17 protein-coding genes are annotated in these 17,925 nt (G+C 57.8%); 13 read left to right on the forward strand and 4 right to left on the reverse strand.

Annotation, left to right across the window (positions count from 1 at the left end):
- Positions 1-2 precede the first annotated feature (2 nt).
- Positions 3-2,309 carry an HD family phosphohydrolase gene (locus tag EII23_RS00095; protein ID WP_124791040.1) on the reverse strand — a complete coding sequence of 769 codons (2,307 nt, stop codon included), beginning with the start codon at positions 2,307-2,309 and terminating at the stop codon, positions 3-5.
- Positions 2,272-3,267 carry a PhoH family protein gene (locus EII23_RS00100; protein ID WP_124791041.1) on the reverse strand — a complete coding sequence of 332 codons (996 nt, stop codon included), beginning with the start codon at positions 3,265-3,267 and terminating at the stop codon, positions 2,272-2,274. The genes EII23_RS00095 and EII23_RS00100 overlap by 38 nt, the downstream gene beginning before the upstream one ends.
- Before the next feature lie 154 nt (positions 3,268-3,421).
- Here EII23_RS00100 and EII23_RS00105 point away from each other — a divergent pair, with 154 nt between their 5' ends.
- The 3 genes from EII23_RS00105 (at position 3,422) to gdhA (ending at position 6,952) form a co-directional block, all read left to right on the forward strand.
- Positions 3,422-4,390, forward strand: a complete 969-nt coding sequence (locus tag EII23_RS00105; protein ID WP_124791042.1) for a hypothetical protein — start codon at positions 3,422-3,424, stop codon at positions 4,388-4,390.
- A gap of 31 nt (positions 4,391-4,421) precedes the next feature.
- Positions 4,422-5,453, forward strand: coding sequence for a polysaccharide deacetylase family protein (locus EII23_RS00110; protein WP_260424529.1), 1,032 nt, complete (start codon positions 4,422-4,424; stop codon positions 5,451-5,453).
- Between the two features lie 149 nt (positions 5,454-5,602).
- On the forward strand, positions 5,603-6,952 hold the full coding sequence (gdhA, locus tag EII23_RS00115) for an NADP-specific glutamate dehydrogenase (protein WP_124791043.1): 1,350 nt from the start codon (positions 5,603-5,605) through the stop codon (positions 6,950-6,952).
- Positions 6,953-7,151: 199 nt separating this feature from the next.
- Here the strand turns inward: gdhA and tpx are convergent, their stop codons facing one another.
- A complete protein-coding gene (gene tpx / locus EII23_RS00120; RefSeq protein ID WP_124791044.1) occupies positions 7,152-7,655 on the reverse strand; it encodes a thiol peroxidase in 504 nt (167 codons plus the stop codon).
- A 163-nt stretch (positions 7,656-7,818) separates the two neighbouring features.
- On the opposite strand from tpx, the gene hslU reads away from it, so the two are divergent.
- Positions 7,819-9,132, forward strand: a complete 1,314-nt coding sequence (hslU, locus tag EII23_RS00125; protein ID WP_124791045.1) for an ATP-dependent protease ATPase subunit HslU — start codon at positions 7,819-7,821, stop codon at positions 9,130-9,132.
- 155 nt (positions 9,133-9,287) lie between these two features.
- On the opposite strand, the gene EII23_RS00130 is transcribed toward hslU, so the two are convergent.
- Positions 9,288-10,442, reverse strand: coding sequence for a nitronate monooxygenase family protein (locus tag EII23_RS00130; RefSeq protein ID WP_124791046.1), 1,155 nt, complete (start codon positions 10,440-10,442; stop codon positions 9,288-9,290).
- Between the two features lie 242 nt (positions 10,443-10,684).
- Between EII23_RS00130 and EII23_RS00135 the strand changes: the two genes are divergently transcribed.
- The 9 genes from EII23_RS00135 (at position 10,685) to glyA (ending at position 17,919) form a co-directional block, all read left to right on the forward strand.
- Positions 10,685-10,963 (forward strand): GIY-YIG nuclease family protein, encoded by a 279-nt coding sequence (locus EII23_RS00135; RefSeq protein WP_124791047.1) that lies wholly within the window; start codon positions 10,685-10,687, stop codon positions 10,961-10,963.
- Positions 10,964-11,097: 134 nt separating this feature from the next.
- Positions 11,098-11,649, forward strand: a complete 552-nt coding sequence (locus tag EII23_RS00140; RefSeq protein WP_124791048.1) for a DUF177 domain-containing protein — start codon at positions 11,098-11,100, stop codon at positions 11,647-11,649.
- A 97-nt stretch (positions 11,650-11,746) separates the two neighbouring features.
- Positions 11,747-11,929, forward strand: coding sequence for a 50S ribosomal protein L32 (gene rpmF / locus EII23_RS00145; protein ID WP_124791049.1), 183 nt, complete (start codon positions 11,747-11,749; stop codon positions 11,927-11,929).
- On the forward strand, positions 11,929-12,963 hold the full coding sequence (gene plsX / locus EII23_RS00150) for a phosphate acyltransferase PlsX (protein ID WP_124791050.1): 1,035 nt from the start codon (positions 11,929-11,931) through the stop codon (positions 12,961-12,963). Before rpmF ends, plsX begins: the two co-directional genes overlap by 1 nt.
- 109 nt (positions 12,964-13,072) lie before the next feature.
- Complete coding sequence (locus EII23_RS00155; protein ID WP_124791051.1) at positions 13,073-14,059, forward strand: beta-ketoacyl-ACP synthase III; 987 nt, start codon at positions 13,073-13,075, stop codon at positions 14,057-14,059.
- A 101-nt stretch (positions 14,060-14,160) separates the two neighbouring features.
- Complete coding sequence (gene fabG / locus EII23_RS00160) at positions 14,161-14,925, forward strand: 3-oxoacyl-[acyl-carrier-protein] reductase (protein WP_124791052.1); 765 nt, start codon at positions 14,161-14,163, stop codon at positions 14,923-14,925.
- Between the two features lie 132 nt (positions 14,926-15,057).
- Positions 15,058-15,291, forward strand: a complete 234-nt coding sequence (acpP, locus tag EII23_RS00165; RefSeq protein WP_124791053.1) for an acyl carrier protein — start codon at positions 15,058-15,060, stop codon at positions 15,289-15,291.
- Positions 15,292-15,358: 67 nt separating this feature from the next.
- Positions 15,359-16,606 carry a beta-ketoacyl-ACP synthase II gene (gene fabF, locus EII23_RS00170; RefSeq protein ID WP_124791054.1) on the forward strand — a complete coding sequence of 416 codons (1,248 nt, stop codon included), beginning with the start codon at positions 15,359-15,361 and terminating at the stop codon, positions 16,604-16,606.
- A gap of 74 nt (positions 16,607-16,680) precedes the next feature.
- The gene (glyA, locus tag EII23_RS00175) at positions 16,681-17,919 is read left to right on the forward strand and encodes a serine hydroxymethyltransferase (protein ID WP_124791055.1); all 1,239 of its coding nucleotides are present in this window, start codon (positions 16,681-16,683) and stop codon (positions 17,917-17,919) included.
- Positions 17,920-17,925: the final 6 nt, after the last annotated feature.

The raw sequence follows: 17,925 nt of genomic DNA on the forward strand, positions 1-17,925 counted from the left end.
ATTCACTGCGGCTCTTTGCCAGCATCGCCGCTGGCCGCAACACCCTCTGCCTCCCTGCCCGGCGTCTGGGCACCTGCCGGTTTTGCCCCGTTTTTTTCCGGAACTTTGCCCTTGACGTCAGGATAGGCAATACGCTGGTGAAAAAGACCGGTCAGAATCCGCTGAAAGCTTTCGCTCACATAATGGAGATCCTTGAAGGTCAGCTCCGATTCGTCCAGTTGCCCTTCGGAAAAAATGCCCTTGATGATCGTGTCGATATGCGTCTTGATGCGTGCCGGAGTCGGATCACTCAATGTGCGGCTTGACGCCTCGACAGAGTCCGCAAGCATGAGAAGGGCCGCCTCCCTGCTCTGCGGGCGGGGGCCGAGATAGCAATAGTCCGATTCACGGGGTTTTTCGCCAAGATCCACGGCTTTCTGATAAAAATAGCGGATGATGCGTGTTCCGTGGTGTTGGTTGATGATCTCGGTTATTTCCTGCCCGAGTTTGTAGCGTTCCGCCAGTTCCACGCCCTTTTTCACGTGCGAAAGCAGAATCAGGGCGCTCATGGAAGGAGCCAGCCTGTCGTGCTTGTTGGGGCCGCCAAACTGGTTTTCGATAAAATATTCCGGATAATACAGCTTTCCCACGTCATGATACAGTGCGGCAACCTTGCACAGCAGGCTGTTGGCTCCGATGGCCTTGGCCCCCGCCTCCACCATATTGGCGACAATCAGCGAGTGGTGATAGGTTCCGGGCACAGCCACCATGAGCTCCTGCATGAGGGGCTGCTCAAGACTCATCAGTTCCATGAGGCGGAAGCGTGTGCTGTATCCGAAAAGCAGTTCCAGAACAGGGCTGACGGCAAACAGCAGAATCAGCGACAAAAGGCTGTTGGCGGCAACCGAAACCAACTGCATCGGCAGTTCCGCGGAAGGCGTGTGGGAGAGAAAAGCCGTGGCGAGCCAGATCAGCGCCTGCCCTATGGTCAGGGGGAGAAAGCTCCAGACAACATCCTGGCGGCTCTGCGCCATGACCACAAGCCATGTGGCCAGCATTCCTCCAAAAAAATGGTACAAAAAGAAGTAAAAATTCTCCTGAAACATGAGCATGGCAAAAAAGGCCAGCAAAATACCCATCACACAATAGCGCCGGGCCGCAAAAACCATTGCCACAAGCCCCACTGCGCCGGATATGGGCAGCCCCAGTGCCAACAACTTCAGACCGGCCGCATTGTCCATGCGCAGCCCGAGCACATAGACCCCCTTGGCCGCAATACCGGACAACAGCAAAATCAGGGAAATGAGGAGCAAATCCTTGAACCGGAGCGGTGTTCCCGGACGGCCGCTGGGCGCGACAAAAAATCCCACGGCCAGCAACAGCGAACAAAGAAAGGCACCGACAGTGATGTTCCAGCGCATGGGGTCCGAAGAAGAGTCGTACAGAGTCTGGAGCTTGATCTGCTGTTCCCGGCTGACGCGCTCCCCCTTGCGCACCAGCGACTCTCCCTTCTGGATGGAGTAGTACACGGGTTCCACCATATCCATCACCGCGCTGCTGCGCTTCTGCGTTGCCTCGCGGTTCAGGGTCAGGGATGCCGGAATGGTGGTGGACAGCAAAATATTGATCGCCCGGCGCGACTGCGGATCCAGACCGGAAGTCTGGCGAATCTGGGCTGAGAGTTCCGCCAAAAATGACGGTATGTCCCGCAGGGCCGTCACATCGGAACGCAGCATCTCGGTATTGGTATCAAGATTGCGCACGATGACGCCCGGCCTCCCCACACGGGCGGAGCGTATATCGCTGACCATGCCTTCGGACAGACGCTCAAGAACCTGCGGCAGAAGCGTTTTCAGAAGATATGTCTGCACGCCGGGATTGGCCAGTTCCGGCAAAATTTCATCGGCAACCGCAGGGGTCAGTTCTTCTGCAAGACGCTGCACGGCACCGTGGTGGACGTTTTTGGGGTCAGGACTGTTGCTAAGCCCCCGCAGGATATCCACAATCCGCCCGTGAAAGGCAATGCCCGGCTCCCGGCTCAGGTCATAGACCGGGGGCTGCATCAGCAGAACCTGTTTTCGCCGCGCTTTTGTGGCTTGCGTGTCTTCCACCAGAAGGTCCCGGTCGGCAACAACTTCGGCATCCGCGATCTGCCCGGCAACATATATGCGGGGCACGCCTCTGAAATTGGCTCCGGCCAGGAGAGAAAGTGCAAAAAGCGCGGCAATGAGGACCACAAGCCCCCAGCCATAGTGATGCCGGGCCTTCAGACTCCGGACAAGGGACAGGATATTACCAGCTTTTTTCGCTGTCTGTATTCGCGCGGTCATAGGCTGTTACAATGGCTCCTACCAAGGGATGACGCACCACATCAGCCTTGGTGAAATGGTGTATGGCAAGCCCGGGAACGTTTTTCAGGATGTGCATGGCATGAACCAGCCCGGAACGGGAGCGCGCGTCTCCGGACGGCATCGGCAGGTCAACCTGCGTCATGTCACCGGCCACAACCATGCGCGATCCCAGCCCCATGCGGGTGAGAAACATCTTCATCTGCTCCCGCGTGGTATTCTGCGCTTCGTCCAAAATCATGAAGGCTTCGTTGAGAGTACGCCCCCTCATGAAAGCCAGCGGCGCTATTTCAATGGATCCAGCCTCCAGCATGGCAGTCACCTTGGGCTGCGGGAGCATATCGTACAGGGCGTCATACAGGGGCCGGAGATAGGGATTGATCTTTTCCGCCATGTCTCCCGGCAAAAATCCCAGACGCTCCCCGGCTTCCACGGCGGGACGCGTCAAAACAATGCGCTTGACCCGGCCCTGCCGGAGCATGCTCAAGCCCACGGCAACGGCAAGGTATGTCTTGCCCGTACCCGCCGGTCCCACAGAAAAAACCACTTCGTGACGGCGCAAGAGGTCAAGGTAACTGCGCTGCGCCACGGTGCGCGCGGTAACCGTCTTGCGGGGAGTATGCACGGTATCGCAAAAAACCTGTTCCAGTCGCAATCCGGGAGTGCTCCGCAGCATGTCGTAGGCGCGGGAAAAATCCTGCTGAACGAGCTTTTGACCCTCGCGCAACACATCGTACAGTTGCAGAAAAACATTGCAAAGCGTCTGCCGCACATCAGCACTGGCACTGAAGATACGGAGGCTTGCCCCACGGCTGCTGATCTGCGCCCCGCTTGCCACGGCAAGCAGATCCAGATGCGCATTGCGGGGACCAAACAGCTGATTGGCCAGAATCGGGTCGTCAAACTCGATGGTTTCACACTCGGAGGAACAAATTGCCATGCTGTCGTCTAGCCCATTTCCCCACTGCTGTCCATCACCGGAAAAACTACTGATTTTCTTCACAATCAAAAACATGGATCATTTTTTGCTTGAGTTTTTTGAAGCAGATGGGAGTACGTTCAGGCACTCCGACAACCTCTCGGGAACGAAAGCTATGAGCATAAGCATCCTCAACAGTTCGAGCAGGGCCGCATACCAATGGCAAAGCAGGCTGGGGGCTGCCTCCGCCACGGAAAACTCGCAAAAAACGTCTTCAGAAGCAGCGCCACCCCCGATGCAAAGAAATTCTGTTGCCGGACAGTTGGCCAGCATGATCGAACTCAGCCGTTACGCCATGAACGCCATGGGGCTTGACAGTTCCAGCAAGGTCACCTTCAGCCAGATTGCCAAATATCGGGACACCCTGACCAGCGAATTCAATGCCGAAGTCAGGCGGGGACTGGCCGGAACAGGGGTTGCCCATCCGGAACAGGTTGTCTTTTCACTGCACCCCGACGGAAACCTCACGGCCCACAGCCACCATGCGGCAGACCAGACCAACGTACAGTCCTGGCTGAAATCCCGGGGAGACCTGGGAAACAGCCTTCTTTCCGCTCTTGTCCGTGCGGGTTTGGATGATATTCCGGAATTGCGCATGACCGTTTCTCCGACAGGCGAGCTTGTGCTCGCGCCCGGCACAAATGCCGCAATCGGCGCTTCTCCGGACGAGCTTCAGGCCGGGCGCGAAGAGACTGTCCGGCAGGTGCTGCGGGAGCAACCTCTGGGCAAAACGCTGCTTGAAGGCATGCAGGGCCTCGGCGTACCCGCCCACGCCCGCTTTACGCTCAAGACGGATCAGGACGGCACTGTACGCGTCCAGAGTGAGGGCGCGTACCAGGTTTCCTTGCAGAAATTTTTTGACGCCAATCCCGCTCTGGTCAAAAAATTTCGTCAGATAGAAGCCCTGGAGGGACTGGACGATGCCCGCAAAGCCATGCAAATTCCCCTTGGCGAAATGCGCAAGCGCATACAAATAGAATCCCTGGCCTCCTGGTGGGCAGGCTCGGGGCAGAGTACCCAGTACTTCGGCAGCTATGCCGAAAGCAGCCTCTCCCTCCTCCCCACCCTGAACCGCAACGTATGACGGATCTGCAACCTTGACACCGAGAAGCCCCTTGCCTGCACGCTCCCCTTTCACCTGTCGCATTTTTTTGTCGGCCTGCGCTGTCTGTTTTTTTCTGTTCTGCGCCCTCCCTCCACCGGCTGACTGCGGTTCCGGAACACCAAGCCATGCCAATGCCCCCGCACCGGCATGGCAGCCCAATGCCCTGGACCAGCGGCGCGCTCTCCCCAACGATACCAGCCCTCCCCGGCGCACGACTCCCCTGACATCCCTCCCTTCGCTGCCTCCGGAGCGCATGGGTACAATACGACGCGTCATCCTTCCGCAAGGCGTCAAAACGGTAGCACTGACATTTGACCTGTGCGAGCTGGACACACAAACCACTGGCTGTGACATGGAAATTCTGGCTTTTCTGCACAGGGAAAAAATACCCGCCACCCTGTTCATGGGCGGAAAGTGGATGCGCACGCATGCCGTACGGGCCAGACAACTCATGGCGGAACCCCTGTTCGAGATAGGCAACCACGCATGGTCACACGGCAATTTTGCCCTGCTGTCCCCAGAGGGCATACGCGCCCAGATTGCCTGGACGCAGGCGCAGTATGAGCTTTTGCGGGAAGAAGTCTTGCGTGAGACAAGGGCGGCCGGGCATGCGCTGCCGCCCATACCTCCTGTGCCGACGCTTTTTCGCCTGCCGTACGGTCGCAGCAGCACTCCCGCCCTGAAAATTCTTGCCGAAGCGGGACTTCAGGTTGTCCAGTGGGATGTTGTGGCAGAAGGCGAGGGAGACAACAGCAGCCCCCTTCTGGCCCAGGATGTGGCTGCACGGGTGCGACCGGGCTCCATTCTGCTGTTTCATGCCAATCTGGTTCCCCGGCATTCTGCTCTTTTGCTGCAAAACATTGTGTCGGAACTCCGACGCAAGGGATACAGCTTCGTGACCGTCAGTACCCTCTTGCAGGCAGGGCAGGCAGAACGCACCATGGACGGCTATTTTTCCGTTCCGGGTGACAACAAAAAGCTGGACAACCTTTTTGGTGTTGACGGCACAGGGCGCAAAATCCCGTTCACCGGCGCACAGTGACCCCCCCCCTCTGTCTGGCACAGACTTCTCCCATAAAAACCGTTATTTCCCGGTCTGTTCCGCCAATCTGCCAAGAAAATCCCTTGTCAGCCTGCAGCGTCTTGGATACATACCGGAAGCGCGAAACCTCTATTTTTTGGGAGATGACCATGACCTATGCGCATCAGGTGCTGAACGAACTGAAAGAAAAATATGCCCACGAAACCTTTTTTTTGCAGGCGGCCCAAGAGGTACTGGAAAGCCTCCAGCCCTTGCTGGACAAAAATCCACACTACGAGCGCCTGCGAATCCTTGAGCGCATTGTGGAGCCGGAACGCATGATCAGCTTCCGGGTGCAATGGGTGGACGACAAGGGGCAGGTTCAGGTCAACAGGGGATACCGTGTCCAGTACAACTCGGCCATCGGGCCGTACAAGGGCGGGCTGCGCTTTCACCCCAGCGTCAATCCGGGCGTACTCAAATTTTTGGGTTTTGAGCAGATATTCAAGAACTCCCTTTCGGGATTGGCCATCGGAGGGGGCAAGGGCGGATCCGACTTTGACCCCAAAGGCAAATCCGATATGGAAGTCATGCGTTTTTGCCAGGCGTTCATGACGGAACTGTACCGCCATGTCGGAGCGACCGTTGATGTGCCCGCCGGAGACATTGGCGTTGGGGGGCGCGAAATCGGCTATCTGTTCGGACAGTACAAAAAGCTCACCCAGCGCTACGAAGGTGTTTTGACCGGAAAAAACCTGCTGTTCGGCGGTTCTCTGGTCCGCACCGAGGCCACGGGCTACGGTGCTGTCTATTTTGCGCAGGCAATGCTTGAAGCGCGTGGCGAAAGCCTGGAAGGAAAAACGTGCGCGGTTTCCGGGGCCGGGAATGTGGCCATCTACTGCTGCGAAAAACTGCTCCAGATCGGCGCAAAGCCTGTGACGGTTTCCGACTCCCGCGGCATGGTTCACGATGCAGCGGGCATCAAGGTTGATGTGCTCAAGCAGGTAAAGGAAACGGAGCGCGCCTCCCTTGCGCGATACGCGGAACTTGTGCCCACGGCGCGCTATACGCCGACAACCGAATATCCCAAAGGGCGCAATGCTGTATGGGACGTTCCCTGCTATGCCGCTTTTCCCTGCGCCACGCAGAACGAACTTGCCCTGGATGATGCAAAAACCTTGCTGGCAAACGGCTGCAAATGTGTGGCCGAAGGGGCCAACATGCCCAGCACGCTTGACGCCGTGCACGCCTTTATCACAGCCGGCATTGCCTACGGGCCGGGCAAGGCAGCCAATGCAGGCGGAGTTTCCACCAGCCAGTTGGAAATGGCCCAGAATGCCAGCATGCAGAGCTGGACTTTTGATGTGGTGGACAGCAAGCTGCGGCAGATCATGTATAACATTCACAAAATTGCCGCAGCAACCGCCACAGAATTTGGCCAGCCGGGCAATCTGGTGCTGGGGGCGAACATTGCGGGCTTCCGCAAGGTTGCCAGCGCCATGGAAGCTCAAGGGGTCTGACGCAAAAATACCGGAGAAAACTCCCCGGTGTCACCCGCGCGCCGCGAGCGGGCAAAGCCTGCCCGCTCCGAAAAAATCTGTGATTGTGGCGCTTGTCGAAAAATGGGCACTGTCACGAGAGAGGAAGCGCGGCGGGGAGCTCAAAAAGCCGTTGCGGCAGAATGTACATTCTGCCGCAACGGCTTTCTCGTACAAAAAATCAGGCAAGCTTCCGGATGGCCGCGAGGGCTGCGGCATAGTCCGGCTCGTGGGTGATTTCCGGAACCACCTCACTGTGGGCCAGCACGCCATCGGGCGTCACGACCAGAACAGCGCGGGCAAGCAGGCGCAGTTCCCGGATCAGCAAGCCGTATGCCTTGCCAAAAGCCGTCTCCTTGTGGTCCGACAGGGTTTCCACGGCCTGCACTCCCGCAGCACCGCACCACCGGGCCTGGGCAAAAGGCAGGTCGCAGCTCACGGCCACAATGCGCACCTTGTCCGACAGTGCAGCGGCTTCCGTATTGAACCGGCGCACTTCCATGTCGCATACGGGCGTGTCCAGAGAAGGAACGGTCACCAGCACAAGCACTTTGCCTGCATAGTCCGCAAGGCTGCGCGGGCTCAGGTCGTTGGCAGAAAGGGTGAAGTCGGGCACCTTCTGGCCGCACACCACCGGCGCTCCCTCAAGGTGCAGCACGTTGCCCTGAAAAGTTACTGTATTCATGATGCAGCTCCTGATGTACGATGTATTTTGGGCAGCTTGTGTCAGAAAGCCCATCCTGTCAAGAATTATTCTCAACAAGAGACATTTTCAAAGCAGACGCGTTGCCAAGTCCCGAAAAGTGGCTATCTGAAGCAGTATATCAAAGAACAGGCGGAATCCGGGCATGAGTACATTGACGCCAAAGGCGATTGTTGCAGAGCTTGACAAATATGTTGTGGCCCAGGAACAGGCCAAGCGCATGGTTGCGGTGGCTGTGCGCAACCGCTGGCGGCGCCAGCTCCTTGCCCCTGATCTGCGGGACGAGGTTTCGCCCAAAAATATCATCATGATGGGGCCCACGGGAGTGGGCAAAACGGAAATAGCCCGACGCCTGGCAAAACTTTCCGGCGCTCCGTTCGTCAAGGTGGAGGCCACGAAGTTTACCGAGGTGGGCTATGTGGGGCGCGATGTCGAGTCCATGGTGCGCGATCTCATGGAGATCGGCATCACCATCATACGCGATGAGGAGAACAGGCGCGTTCGCAAGGCAGCGGAAGCTGCCGCCGAATCACGCCTCATGGATCTTTTGCTGCCGCATTCCTTTGGCACGGAAGAACGGTCTTCCACGCGGGAAAAACTCCTCCAGCAGTTCCGCCTGGGTTTTCTGGATTCGCGCGAAGTGGAAATGGAAGTCACCGAACAAGGGGGCCTCAATATAGACGTTTTTGCCATTCCCGGCATGGAGCAAATGGGCGGACAGATGAAGGACGTCTTCAGCAAGGCCTTTCCGCCCAAGCGCGTTCGCCGCAAAATGAAGGTGCGGGACGCCTTCAATGTGCTTGCACAGGAAGAGTCCGGCAAGCTGGTGGATCAGGACGCCATTGTGGACAAGGCCCGCGAGCGCGTGGAGCAGACCGGCATCATTTTTATTGACGAGATAGACAAAATTGCCAGCACCTCGCAAAACCGCAGTTCGGATATCTCACGCGAAGGCGTGCAGCGCGACCTGCTGCCCATTGTGGAGGGAAGTTCCGTCAACACGAAATACGGCATGGTGCGCACAGATCACATCCTGTTTATTGCGGCTGGGGCTTTTCACTTCAGCAAACCGGCAGATATGATACCGGAACTTCAGGGGCGCTTTCCCCTGCGCGTCGAGTTGCAGCCTTTGGGCAAAAAGGAATTCCTGCGCATTCTTACCGAACCGGACAATGCGCTCACCAAACAGTATGCAGCCCTTCTTGCCACAGAGGATGTTGTCCTCAACTTCACGGCGGACGGTCTGGAAGAAATTGCATCCTTTGCCGAGGAAATCAATGCCCGGACAGAAAATATCGGGGCACGACGCCTCTATACCATCATGGAAAAGATTCTTTCGGACATTTCCTACGAGGCTCCCGACAAAAAAGGCACACATGTGGAGGTCAACCGGGATTATGTGGAACAGCATTTGCGTGACGTGCGCAATGATCAGGACTTGAGCCGCTATATCCTCTGAACCGCCCCATGCGGGCAGCCTTGGCACGGAAAAAACCGATCTCCGGTTCCGGGACTTCAACTGTCAGAAAACAAATACCAAGGAAACAGCCGACCTGCTCTCCCGCATGTCGGCTGTTTCCGCAAAAAGGCCTCCGCTGCCACGCGGGGCAATAATCACTTTTTTCCGTATCCAAAAAAACTCTGCATATTCTGTACGCCCCTGCTGAAAGAGGAAACAGCCTCATCAAATTCCTTTTGCAGGCTTTCCATCAGTTCACGCACCGAAACGATCTGGTTCACCCGGGCAACATTCACTCCGCAAAAAGCAAACCCCCGCTCCAGATTGCCCTTCATGGCGTTGATGAGCGCCTGGGCAATGCAGTAGGGGGTTTTTTCCTGCTCGCAGGTGTGAACGCACTGAAAGACGCACTTGAAAGGCTTTTTGTTCCCGAGGCGTGAAGCATGGATGAACTGGTTTTCCAGTGCCCGCCCCGGCATGCCCACAGGACTTTTGATGATGGTGATGTCTTTTTCTGTCGCAGAAAGATATGACTGCTTGAAGCGTTCGTCGGCATCACACTCGTGTGTAGCCACAAAGCGTGTCCCCATCTGCACGCCGGAAGCGCCGAGCGCCAGAAAATTTCTGATGTCTTCACCGGAATAGATGCCCCCCGCAGCAATCACGGGCACAGCACGGCCGCACTTGTCTTCAAAAGGTTTTACCGCGTCCACCACCTGAGGAACAAGCACTTCAAGGGCGTGGGCAGGATCCTGAATCTCTTCGGGCTTGAACCCCAGATGTCCCCCCGCCTTGGGGCCTTCAACCACAAAGGCGTCCGGCGTGTATCCAAAGCGCGAAGCCCATTTTTTGGCGATCACCGTCGCCGCTCTGGCAGAGGAAACAATGGGAACCAGCTTTGTTTTGATTTCTTCCTTTTTTTCCTCGCAAACCTGCAGCAAGTGCTGCGGCATATCCAGCGGCAGACCGGCTCCGGAAAAAATAATGTCGATCCTGTTTTCTATGGAGGTACGCACCATCTGACTGAATGTCGTCAGGGCCACCATCAGGTTGACGCCGATAATGCCCTTGGGAGACTGCTCGCGCGCCTTGAGAATTTCATTGCGCAGGGCCCGCAGATTGGCCGTGAGAGGATCCTTGGCCACGTCCGGCTCTTTCATGCCGATCATGGCGCCGGCGATAACGCCTATGCCCCCCTGATTGGCGACAGCAGAGGCCAGTCCGGAAAGAGAAATGCCTACTCCCATGCCGCCCTGAATCACAGGAACCTTGGCAAGGAGATGGCCGATACGAAGAGCGGGAAGAGCCATGCGAACCTCCGTCGGCATGCGGGCCAACATAAACAATGGTTGGGCATGCAATCATGCCTGTGCATGGCATACGCAACATTCAGAAAATCCACAAGGGGGCAGTGCCGGGAAAGCGCGCAGAAACGTATGGCGGCCCGAGATTTTTTCCGCTACCATATGCCAACGGACGCTATTTTGGATACTCCCCAAAGGGGCACGCCCTGCGTGCACAAGCAACGCCGGGTCCTCCCCACACTTTCCGCATGACTTTGCTCTGGCATGTATATCTTTTGCAGTGCCGCGACGGCACTCTGTACTGCGGCATCACCACGGATCCGGACCGACGCCTTTTGCAGCACAATGGCCTTCTCCCCGGAGGAGCGCGCTATACGCGCGGCAGGCGACCTGTGCGCCTGCTGGCCTGCCGTGTGTGCCCCAACAGAAGCAAGGCACTGCGCCTGGAAAAAACGATCAAGTCCCTGCCGCGCGAAAAAAAAGCCGCCTTTTTGCTTCAAGGGGACGCCGGGCCTGCTTCTTCCTGAAACTCCCCCGCCCATAAGCCGGAGAAAAAACAACGCCCGCACGATTTTCCCGGAGCATCCCTTGCATGGGGCAACCATGCGCGTCTTGACAGGCGCATATGTCATGCGTATTTAGTGCGTTTCGAGGTAGAAGCATGCAGAACCACCACGTTTCTCTCAACGATCTGCCGCGGGAAGGCAAGGATTTTGTGGTAGATGATCCTGCCGTGTGGGAAGACCCCATACGGGAATTTCGCATGGAATGCCGCATTTCCAGTCCCCTTGCCGCGCGCGTCCATATTTTGCCCGCAGGCGAAGGCTGGCTGGTGCGCGGAACACTGGCGGGCGAGGTGGTTCTGCCGTGCAGCCGCTGTGCGGAAGATGCCGCCGTCAACCTCGACATACACTTTGAAGACATGGCCTTTCTGCCGGAGCACGATGCCGGAGAGAGCGACGGGGCTGGGGAAGCGCAGGGCTGGGTCACCCTTGTTCGCGGAGTCCCCATGCTTGATCTGGCCGCCGTGTGCTGGGAAGAGCTGGCTCTGGCCCTGCCACCCATTCCCCTGTGCGCGCCGCGATGCAAGGGACTGTGCAGCCGTTGCGGCACCAACCTCAATGAAAACACCTGCGCCTGCCCCGCAGAGACCGGGGATCCCCGCATGGCGGCATTGCGTGGTGTCGTTCTGCGCAAGACTGGACATTCATAAAACTCTCGACTAACATTTCATGCTTGCGGACAGGCCCGCAAGATCTCTCTTGCAGCCTCCGTGCAGCACGGCCCACAGGGCCGAAAAGGAGACAATCATGGCAGTGCAGCAAAACAAGAAATCCCGCTCCCGCAAGGGAATGCGTCGGTCCCATGACCGGGTGGCCACGCCCGCTGTTATTTACTGCTCGTGCGGCGAGCCCACGGTTCCCCACCGCGTATGCCCCAGTTGCGGCGTCTACAAGAGCCGACAGGTGATGCCCAAGACCGAAAACGAATAATGAGCGAGCGTCCCGTCATTGCCGTGGATGCCATGGGGGGGGATTTCGGCCCCGCCGTGGTTGTTCCGGGGGCTGTTGCGGCCTCCCGGATTCATGATTTGCACATTCTGCTTGTCGGAGACACTCCGAAGCTGGAGGCCGAGCTCGCCCGACTTGACCTGACCGGTGTGCATTTCGATATTGTCCAGGCTGATGACGTGGTGCACATGAATGAAAAGCCCTCTGACGTTCTGCGCCGCAAAAAGAATGCCTCCATCCAGGTTGCCTGCCGCCATGTCAGAGAGGGCGCGGCGGACGCCGTTGTCAGCGCGGGCCACTCCGGAGCCACCGTTGCCTGCGGCATGTTTATCATGGGACGTTTGGCCGGGGTGGAAAGGCCTGCTCTGGCGGCCCTGCTCCCAACCGAAAAAGAGCCGGTAGTCATTCTGGATGCTGGCGCAAATGTGGACTGCCGCCCGTACCATCTTTTTCAGTTCGGCCTCATGGGCGATGCTTTTGCCCGTGACCTTTTGGGGTATGCCGCGCCGCGGGTCAGCCTTTTGAGCATTGGCGAGGAAGAAGGCAAGGGCAACAGCCAGGTAAAAGAAGCATACGACCTCCTCAAGATGGCCCAAAACCTCAACTTCGTCGGCAATGCAGAAGGAAGGGATATTTTTGCCGGGGATCTTGATGTCGTTGTTTGTGATGGCTTTGTGGGCAATGTTGTAGTCAAGATGAGCGAAGGCCTTGCCTCGTCACTGATACGCATGCTCAAACGTGTTTTTACTTCGGGCTTTTTGCCTGCTCTGGGCGGCATTTTGGCCAGAGGCGCGTTCAAGCGCTTTGCCTGCACCATTGACTATGCCGAATACGGGGGAGCGCCCTTGCTGGGCCTGCAAAGCTTGGGCATTGTTTGTCATGGCCGCTCCAATGCGCTGGCCATCACCAATGCCGTCAAGATGGCGGGGGTTTTTGTGCGCAAGGGGACAAACAGGCGCTTGGCCGAAACAATATCGGCCAATGAAGAGCTTACGCGCTTTTCGCGCGCCATCTAGCACGCGAATTTCGGGTTTTGCGCTGCCCCGGGCGAGCCTGTAAGAACTTCTTTGGCACAACGACAGAGCCACCTCCTGAGAAAACGGCTCCAAACCCAGACGGTGTTCCATGATCCCAGCCTGCCATCTGCTTTCCTTGAGTACCCATGTACCGGACGCGGTGCTGACCAACAACGACATTGCGCAACGGGTCGATACCAGCGACGACTGGATCGTTTCCCGCACGGGCATACGCCAGCGCCACATCCTGCCGGAAACAGACAACGCCTCGGATCTCGGCCTTGCCGCAGCCCGCAAGGCTTTGGCCGATGCAGGCACAGAACCGGAAGAACTGACGCATGTGCTTGCAGCCACGTGCACCCCTGATGCGCTTTCTCCGTCTGTTGCCTGCCTTGTCGCGGGACGCTTGGGGGCCAGAAATGCCATGGCTTTTGATATCAGCGCGGCCTGCTCCGGCTTCCTGTACGGCCTTTCCCTTTGTCAGGCCCTGCTTGCGCAGTCGCCCATGGCAAAAATACTGTTTGTTTGCACCGAAGCACTCACCCGGCGCCTCAACTGGACTGACCGCTCCACATGCATTCTCTTCGGCGATGCGGCAACAGCGTGCCTTGTGGCTTCCGTCCCCGACAAACAAATGGCTCTGGTGGAAGATGTGCTTTGCATGAGCGACGGCACGCAAAGCGAGCTTATTGTTGTTGGCGGGGGGTCCCGCTGCCGCTACAAGAAGGGCGATCCGGTGGATGAAGACTTTTTTGTCGCCATGCGCGGGCGCGAAACCTACAAGTACGCTGTCCGCAACATGTCGCAAGTCTGCGCGGAAATCCTTTCCCGCAACAACCTGACCGCCGCCCAGGTGGATCTTCTGGTTCCCCACCAGGCCAACCTGCGCATCATTGAAGCCGTGGGCAGCCGTCTGGGCTTGACCGGAGAAAAAGTTTTCATCAATGTCGACAAGTACGGCAATACATCTTCCGCCTCCATACCGCTGGCACTTGCGGAGGCCCGCGCCGCAGGGTGCATCGCCGAGGGCGACAGGGTTCTCATAACAGCTTTTGGAGCCGGGCTTACCTGGGGGGCTTCTCTCCTGCAGTTTTGATCCGGCACTGGGGCAGGGGCCCCCTGACAGCAGGCGGCCCCTGCCGGAAATGTGGAGCAAGAGCAAAAGAACAAGAATACCGTATCAGAAGGGTACCCCCAATGAGCGCAACACATTCCAACGTCTCTGACAGCACGCCTGTGGCCCTTGTTACCGGAGGGTCGCGCGGCATTGGTCGTGCCATTGCAAAAACCTTGGCGCGTGACGGTTTTCAGGTTTTTCTCACCTATGTGAGCCGCCCCGAGGAGGCAGAAGCCGCTGTTGAGGAAATCCGCGCCGCAGGCGGCAAGGCCAAGGCTTTTCGCCTGAATGTCGGCGACAGTGAGGCCGTGAGCAGCTTTTTTGCAACAGAGATCAAGGATCGCGTGGACTTGGCTGTTCTTGTCAACAACGCGGGCATCACCAAGGACGGCTTTCTTGTACGCATGAAGGACGAAGATTTTGATCAGGTTCTTGCCATCAATCTGCGCGGCGCGTTTGTGTGTACCCGTGAAGCGGCAAAAATCATGAGCCGCGCACGCAAGGGGCGCATTATCAATATTTCCTCTGTGGTCGGCCAGACGGGCAACGCGGGTCAGGCCAATTACGCTTCGGCCAAGGCCGCCCTGCTGGGGCTGACAAAATCCTGCGCAAAAGAACTGGCTGCCCGGCAGATCACCGTCAATGCCGTTGCGCCGGGCTTCATCGAGACAGACATGACGTCCGGACTCAGCGCCGAGGTTCAGGAAAGCTATGCCAACGCCATTCCGCTCAAGCGCATGGGCAGTGCTGCAGATGTGGCCGAAGCCGTGGCTTTTCTCGCATCGGACAGAGCCTCCTATATTACAGGCCAGGTTCTGGGGGTAAACGGAGGAATGCACTGCTGACAGGAGGGCATTGTTTGCCGCCGTTTTCGGCATGCGCAAAACCACGCCCTTCCCCTGAACGCCGGTGCGGAATGCTTTTTTGAGGAATACAGCGATCATGCAAGAAGACCATCTACGCATCTGGAGGAAACCATGTCTGATGTTGCTGAAAAGGTGAAAAAAATCATTGTGGATCAACTCGGCGTGAAGGCGGAGGAAGTGACCCCCACGGCCTCCTTTGTCGAGGATCTCGGCGCCGACTCTCTGGATCTGACGGAACTGATCATGGCGATGGAAGAAGAGTTTGATCTCGAAATCGCCGATGAAGACGCGCAAAAACTCCTGAAGGTTCAGGACGCCGTCAACTATATCGAAAGCAAACAATAAAAACACGTTTTCCGGCATACGCCGAACGGGGGAGGCCTTGCACCTCCCCCGTCCACAAGGAGCCTGCATGACCCGTCCCCGCGTAGTGATTACCGGCGTTGGCGGCCTTACGCCACTCGCCAACGACATGAAGAGCACATGGAAAAAGCTGCTCGCTGGCGAGTCGGGCATTGCGCCCATCACATTGTTTGACGCTTCCGCCTACGATTCGCGTATTGCCGGTGAAGTAAAAAATTTTACGGCCGAGGATCACATCCCCGTGAAGCAGGCCCGCCGCATGGATCGCTTCACCCAGTTCGCCGTTGCCTCGGCGCAAATGCTGCTCGCTGATGCCGGTTTTGGCATTACCGACCAGAATGCCCGGGATACGGGGGTCATTCTTGGCGTTGGACTTGGCGGTCTGCACACTCTGGAAACATACCACGCCAAACTGCTGGAGTCTGGTCCCAACAAAATTTCGCCCTTCATGATCCCCATGCTCATATCCAATATGGCACCGGGGCAGATTTCCATTTTTACCGGGGCAAAAGGCCCCAATGTGGTCACCACCACTGCCTGTGCCTCGGCCATCCATGCCCTTGGTTCGGCCTTTGACGCCCTTTTGCTCGGGCGGGCCACCGCAGTGATCACCGGTGGCGTGGAAGCCACAGTCACTCCTTTGGGCGTTGCGGGCTTCACGGCCCTCAAAGCTCTGTCCAGCAAGTACAATGACTGCCCCACCAAGGCATCCCGCCCCTTTGACGCACAGCGTGACGGATTTGTCATCGGCGAGGGCGCAGGCATGCTGCTGCTCGAAACCCTGGAGTCCGCACAGGCGCGAGGCGCAAGAATTTATGCGGAAGTGGTGGGATACGGCGCATCGGGAGACGCCTATCACATGACAGCCCCCTGTGAATCGGGAGAAGGCATGGCGCAGGCCATGACCAGCGCGTTGCGGGACGCCGGTCTTGCGCCCCAGAGCATCGGCCATGTCAACGCCCACGCCACGTCCACCATGCTCAACGACAGCACGGAAACAAAGGCCATGAAGCTGGTTTTTGGCGAGCATGCCCAAAAGCTCAAGATTTCCGCCACCAAGTCCATGACCGGACATCTTCTGGGCGCGGCCGGAGGCATAGAGGCTGTCTTTACCGCCCTGGCTCTCCACGACGAAATGCTGCCGGGCACCATCAATCTTGAAAATCCGGATCCCGAATGTGATCTGGACTATCTGGCCGGCGGCTCTGAAAATGTCGTCTGTGAGTACGCCATGTGCAACTCCTTCGGCTTTGGCGGAACCAACGCCTCGGTCATCTTCAAAAAATGGATTCCATAGCCGTATTTTCGCGCTGTGCGCCGTAATCACCACGCCCGCCCTGTGGCGGGCGCTATCTTTCAAAGGACAGGAAAATGGACGAAGTTTTGCTGCAAGATCCCGAACTGGCGCGGGCAATTTCCCTGGAGTCTGACCGACAGATGGACCAGCTTGAACTGATCGCTTCGGAAAACTTTGTCTCCCCTGCCGTGCGTCAGGCGCAGGGCAGCATCCTGACCCACAAGTACGCGGAAGGCTACCCCGGAAAACGCTATTACGGAGGCTGCCAGTATGTGGATATTGCGGAAAGCCTGGCGCAGGAGCGCGCCCGGAAACTTTTTGGCTGCCCGTACGCCAACGTTCAGCCCCACTCCGGCTCCCAAGCCAATATGGCAGCTTACCTGGCCTGCCTGAATCCCGGCGATACAGTCCTGGGCATGAACCTTTCCCACGGCGGCCACCTGACCCACGGCAGTCCCGTCAATTTTTCCGGACGTCTGTTTCGTGTGGTTTCCTATGGCGTACAGCGCGAAACCGGCCGCATTGATTATGACGAAGTGGCCGAGCTTGCCCAAAAGCACAAGCCGGGGCTCATTATCGCCGGTGCCAGCGCATACCCGCGCAGCATTGATTTTGCCCGCTTTCGCCGTATCGCCGACGATGCCGGAGCCAAACTGCTTGTGGACATGGCCCATATCGCCGGTCTTGTGGCTGCGGGACTGCACCAGAACCCCGTGCAGCATGCCCACATCACCACCACAACAACCCACAAGACCCTGCGCGGGCCGCGCGGAGGCATGATCCTGGCATCCGAAGATATGGGCAAAACCCTGAACAGCCAGATTTTTCCGGGCATTCAGGGCGGCCCCCTGATGCACGTCATCGCCGCCAAGGCTGTAGCTTTCGGAGAGGCTCTGCGGCCTGCCTTTGCGGAGTACCAGCAACGCGTGGTCAAAAACGCCGCGACACTGGCCCAATGCCTTGTAGATGCGGGGTATGATCTCGTTTCCGGAGGAACAGACAACCATCTCATGCTCGTTGACCTGACCAGCAAGAACCTGACGGGAAAAGACGCAGAGCATGCGCTTGATCAGGCGGGCATCACCGTAAACAAGAATACGGTTCCTTTTGAGACCCGCTCCCCCTTTGTGACCTCGGGCATCCGCCTCGGCACGGCAGCCCTGACAACGCGCGGCATGACCGAGAGCGATATGCGCTCTGTCGCCGGTTTCCTTGTTGCGGCTCTGGAAAAAGCTGCCAATGCCGCGGCCCTTGCGCAGATCCGCAAGGAAGTGGTGTCCTTTGCCCGCCGCTTTCCCCTGTTTGCCGGTTGAGCACGG

Origin of the sequence: Desulfovibrio sp. OH1186_COT-070, assembly GCF_003860215.1 — a bacterium.
Classification (GTDB): domain Bacteria; phylum Desulfobacterota; class Desulfovibrionia; order Desulfovibrionales; family Desulfovibrionaceae; genus Desulfovibrio.

What these genes read in the sequence shown, in the direction of transcription:
- acpP (WP_124791053.1), top strand. Translation starts at nt 15,058, where the DNA reads ATGTCTGATGTTGCTGAAAAGGTGAAAAAAATCATTGTGGATCAACTC.
- plsX (WP_124791050.1), top strand. Translation starts at nt 11,929, where the DNA reads ATGAGCGAGCGTCCCGTCATTGCCGTGGATGCCATGGGGGGGGATTTC.
- rpmF (WP_124791049.1), top strand. Translation starts at nt 11,747, where the DNA reads ATGGCAGTGCAGCAAAACAAGAAATCCCGCTCCCGCAAGGGAATGCGT.
- EII23_RS00105 (WP_124791042.1), top strand. Translation starts at nt 3,422, where the DNA reads ATGAGCATAAGCATCCTCAACAGTTCGAGCAGGGCCGCATACCAATGG.
- EII23_RS00095 (WP_124791040.1), bottom strand. Translation starts at nt 2,309, where the DNA reads ATGACCGCGCGAATACAGACAGCGAAAAAAGCTGGTAATATCCTGTCC.
- fabG (WP_124791052.1), top strand. Translation starts at nt 14,161, where the DNA reads ATGAGCGCAACACATTCCAACGTCTCTGACAGCACGCCTGTGGCCCTT.
- gdhA (WP_124791043.1), top strand. Translation starts at nt 5,603, where the DNA reads ATGACCTATGCGCATCAGGTGCTGAACGAACTGAAAGAAAAATATGCC.
- fabF (WP_124791054.1), top strand. Translation starts at nt 15,359, where the DNA reads ATGACCCGTCCCCGCGTAGTGATTACCGGCGTTGGCGGCCTTACGCCA.
- EII23_RS00100 (WP_124791041.1), bottom strand. Translation starts at nt 3,267, where the DNA reads ATGGCAATTTGTTCCTCCGAGTGTGAAACCATCGAGTTTGACGACCCG.
- glyA (WP_124791055.1), top strand. Translation starts at nt 16,681, where the DNA reads ATGGACGAAGTTTTGCTGCAAGATCCCGAACTGGCGCGGGCAATTTCC.
- hslU (WP_124791045.1), top strand. Translation starts at nt 7,819, where the DNA reads ATGAGTACATTGACGCCAAAGGCGATTGTTGCAGAGCTTGACAAATAT.
- EII23_RS00140 (WP_124791048.1), top strand. Translation starts at nt 11,098, where the DNA reads ATGCAGAACCACCACGTTTCTCTCAACGATCTGCCGCGGGAAGGCAAG.
- EII23_RS00130 (WP_124791046.1), bottom strand. Translation starts at nt 10,442, where the DNA reads ATGGCTCTTCCCGCTCTTCGTATCGGCCATCTCCTTGCCAAGGTTCCT.
- EII23_RS00135 (WP_124791047.1), top strand. Translation starts at nt 10,685, where the DNA reads ATGACTTTGCTCTGGCATGTATATCTTTTGCAGTGCCGCGACGGCACT.
- EII23_RS00155 (WP_124791051.1), top strand. Translation starts at nt 13,073, where the DNA reads ATGATCCCAGCCTGCCATCTGCTTTCCTTGAGTACCCATGTACCGGAC.
- tpx (WP_124791044.1), bottom strand. Translation starts at nt 7,655, where the DNA reads ATGAATACAGTAACTTTTCAGGGCAACGTGCTGCACCTTGAGGGAGCG.